The following is a 3523-nucleotide window of genomic DNA, read 5'->3' as shown; positions in this document are numbered from 1 at the left end:
GTAAGCACCCCGTGAAGGACGTCTGTCAGATCACTGTCAATACGGCGATGATAGTGTCCACTTAAATTTAGATGGACACTATCACCAGTGACAGACTCCACTACCCGGCGCAAACGCGCATCCTACTCCATGTCGTTCAAACTCGACCTGGTACTGCAATCGCTGCAACCCGGCGCCAGCGTCGCACGGCTCGCCCGGGAGCACGGTATTAATGACAATCTGCTGTTTACCTGGCGCCAGCGCTATCGCCACCTGGCCGATGCCCCTGTTGATGACGGTGTCGGTGAGACCTGCACCATCAAAGGTAACATCGTTCCCGTTGTACTCGAACGCCAACCGCCGCTGTTGCCCACCGCTTCTCCCGCGACGGGACTGGCACCCTCGCCAAAACCTGGCCAGCTCTGCGAGATAATCGCGCACGCCTGACGCTGTCCGGCAACCTCACACCGGCCATGCTGGCGACGCTGGTTCGCGAACTGAAGAAGGGGGGCCGGTGATATCACTTCCTGCGGGCTCCCGCATCTGGCTGGTCGCCGGCGTGACCGATATGCGCAACGGCTTCAACGGCCTGGCATCGCGTGTGCAGAACGTGCTCAACGACGATCCGTTCGGCGGTCACCTGTTTATCTTCCGCGGCCGCCGCGGCGACACGATAAAGCTGCTGTGGGCCGATGAGGATGGTCTCTGTCTGTTCGCCAAACGCCTCGAGCGCGGTCACTTCGTCTGGCCCTCTGTCAGCGACGGCAAAATCCATCTGACGCCGGCGCAACTGTCCATGCTGCTCGAAGGCCTTAACTGGAAACACCCTCAACGCGCACATCAGCCTGGCCTGCGGGTATAACCTGTTGTAATGTTGAGGGATGAAAAACGAACTCCCCGACGACATCGACCAACTGAAGGCCATGGTGCATCAGCAACAGGCGATGCTAAAGCAGCAACAGACCCAGCTCCGTATCTATGTGGGGCATGTTGCTGGCTATGAGCGGGAAATCGAACGCCTGAAGGCGAAGCTCGACAAGCAGCGTCGGATGTTGTTCGGGCAGAGTTCGGAAAAGCTCCGCAATAAGCTGGAGAAGAAGATCCGCGAGACCGAAAAACGGCTGGGCGAGATGGAAGACCGGCTGAATACCGCCAAAGGGTGCCTGGAGGCCGCTGCTGCGGTGACCGGGGAGCCTGACGTCAACGTTGTTCCCCAGACCCCGGCAGAAAAACCGGCAAGCACCAAACGGCCTTCATCGCGTAAACGGCTCCCGGCGGAGTTACCGCGCGAGACGGTGCGTATCGAGCCAACTGAAACGGTGTGTCCGGTCTGTGGTGGCGAGTTGGCGATGCTGGGTGAAGTCATTACCGAACAGTTGGACATCATCAACAATGCCTTCAAAGTCATCGAAACGGTGCGACCAAAACGGGCCTGCCGGAAGTGTGATGCCATCGTGCAGGCCCCGCTGCCGCCGAAGCTCATCGACCGCAGCTACGCGAGTCCCGGCCTGCTGGCGCGTATCCTGGTGGGCAAGTATGTCGAGCATATCCCGCTGTACCGCCAGTCAGAAATCTACGCCCGGCATGGACTGGAACTGAGCCGCAACAGCATGGGGCGCTGGGTGCTGGAACTGGCCGAAAAGCTGAGTCCGCTGGCGGTGGCGCTGAACCACTATGTGCTTGAAGCGGGCAAGGTTCATGCCGACGACACGCCGGTGAAAGTCCAGGCCCCGGGTAGCGGAAAGACAAAAACCGGTCGGCTGTGGGTCTACGTGCGGGATGATCGCAACGCGGGGTCATCGTTGCCGGCGGCGGTGTGGTTCAGTTACTCGGCAGACCGCAAGGGCGAACACCCACAGCGACACCTGGCAGAATACCGGGGTGTCCTGCAGGCGGATGCGTATGGCGGCTATGATGCGCTGTACGAAACGGGCCGGGTGACGGAAGCAGCGTGCCTGGCGCACGCCCGGCGAAAAATCCACGACGAGCATGTACGCCGCCCGACGGAGCTGACACACGAAGCGCTCAGACGGATAGGCGAACTGTATGCCATCGAAGCCGATATCCGCGGCAGCCCAGCAGTCGGTCAGGAAAGAGAAGAGCCGACCGTTGATGGAGTCGCTGTACGACTGGATCCATGCGCAGTTGAAAACGCTGTCGGTGCATGCGGAGATGGCGAAGGCGTTCGGCCACATGCTGAAGCAGTGGGATGCGCTGAACGTGTTCTGCAGTGATGGCAGTGTGGAAATCGACAACAATATCTGCGAAAACGCCTTACGTTGTGTTGCTGTGGGTCGGCGTAACTACCTTTTCTTCGGGTCAGACAGGGGAGGAGAAGCTGCGGCGATCATCTACAGTCTGCTGGGCAGTTGCAAACTTAACGGTGTAGAGCCTGAGGGGTGGTTGCGCGATGTGCTGGGCAAACTCAACGACTGGCCATCGAACCGAGTGGATGAACTGCTGCCCTGGAACTCCCTGCCTGTAAAATAATCCTTACGCTACGTCCCTCGTGGGGCGCTTACCCAGAGACGGCGTTGCGTAGCTTTTGGCGAACAGCGCCGGCACCGGCGGCGCCACCTTCATGCTGCCCAGCGTGCCGTGCTGCTCGCAGCACCGGCAGCCGTATTTCTCGCGGATATAGCGCGTCACCTGTACATGGGCCGGTATCAGCTCCAGCTCTTCGCGCACGTCTTCGCCCATCACGTGCATGGGCTGGTGACAGCAGTCGCATACCTGCTCCTCTGCCGGAAGGCGGACGATAACTTCCTTGCGCGGCAGATTTGCCGGCAGGCGGGGCGACGTATTTTAGGTTGCCGAGCGTCAGTATTTCCGTTTCTGTCATCAACGTCGGCGGCTTCCAGCTCACAGGCCTCATCGTCGCAGGCTGCTTCGATTTTATCTGGATGGGGTTGTACGCCGGCGTACAACCCCCCAATAGTGAAAATAATCATTGCCCTATGCCACCGCTGGCTATACTTACCGCAGTAGCTACCACAGGTATCGCAGTTTCCTGAACCTTCCTGTTTTATCTGTCGATGGAGTCGTCCCATGACTAGACCCGTTAAAGCTCCCCGCCCGATCAAGGCCCCAGGTTTTCTGGATGCTTTACTGCCGCTCGTTGCATTGATCCTGCTGGTCGGTGCCTCCGTTGCCCTGTTTGGTCTTGAAGCCGTCAACGGCCCTTTGCAGGTGGCGATCATCCTCAGCACCATGATCACCGCGATGATCATCCTGAAGAATGGCCATAGTTGGGATGAGATCTCCGAGTCTGGTCGCAAGGGAATTGCCACCGTTTCCGGGGCCATTTTTATCCTGTTTTCCGTCGGGGCGCTGATTGGTACCTGGAACATGTCTGGCACCATTCCCACCATGGTGTATTACGGCATTGTCATGATCACCCCCAACTGGTTCTATCCGATCGCCTTTTTGGTCTGCGTTGGCGTTTCTTTAAGTATCGGCAGTTCCTGGACCACGGCGGGCACCTTGGGAGTCGGGTTGGTCGGGCTGGCCAATATGCTTGGGCTTTCGCCAGAAATTACGGCTG

General features: G+C 58.9%; 3 protein-coding genes and 2 pseudogenes. 4 read left to right on the top strand and 1 reads right to left on the bottom strand.

Annotation, left to right across the window (positions count from 1 at the left end; all coding sequences use genetic code 11):
* Positions 1-129: 129 nt before the first annotated feature.
* The 3 genes and pseudogenes from U869_RS32925 (at position 130) to U869_RS29785 (ending at position 2469) form a co-directional block, all read left to right on the top strand.
* Positions 130-426, top strand: a complete 297-nt coding sequence (locus tag U869_RS32925) for a transposase (protein WP_051588697.1) — start codon at positions 130-132, stop codon at positions 424-426.
* Positions 427-493: 67 nt separating this feature from the next.
* Positions 494-841, top strand: coding sequence for an IS66 family insertion sequence element accessory protein TnpB (gene tnpB / locus U869_RS0127380; RefSeq protein WP_025122658.1), 348 nt, complete (start codon positions 494-496; stop codon positions 839-841).
* 19 nt (positions 842-860) lie between these two features.
* Positions 861-2469, top strand: a pseudogene (locus U869_RS29785) (IS66 family transposase).
* A gap of 3 nt (positions 2470-2472) precedes the next feature.
* Here the strand turns inward: U869_RS29785 and U869_RS0127370 are convergent.
* Complete coding sequence (locus tag U869_RS0127370) at positions 2473-2739, bottom strand: IS66 family transposase zinc-finger binding domain-containing protein (RefSeq protein ID WP_255330845.1); 267 nt, start codon at positions 2737-2739, stop codon at positions 2473-2475.
* 288 nt (positions 2740-3027) lie between these two features.
* Between U869_RS0127370 and U869_RS0127365 the strand changes: the two are divergent.
* Positions 3028-3523, top strand: a pseudogene (locus U869_RS0127365) (Na+/H+ antiporter NhaC); the annotation flags it as partial.

Source organism: Serratia sp. H1w (genome assembly GCF_000633355.1).
Classification (GTDB): domain Bacteria; phylum Pseudomonadota; class Gammaproteobacteria; order Enterobacterales; family Enterobacteriaceae; genus Chania.
This window is presented reverse-complemented; position numbering and strand designations above follow the sequence as displayed.

Bases quoted from the DNA above. Each gene is read 5' to 3' on its own strand.
- U869_RS32925 (WP_051588697.1), top strand. From the start codon at position 130: ATGTCGTTCAAACTCGACCTGGTACTGCAATCGCTGCAACCCGGCGCC.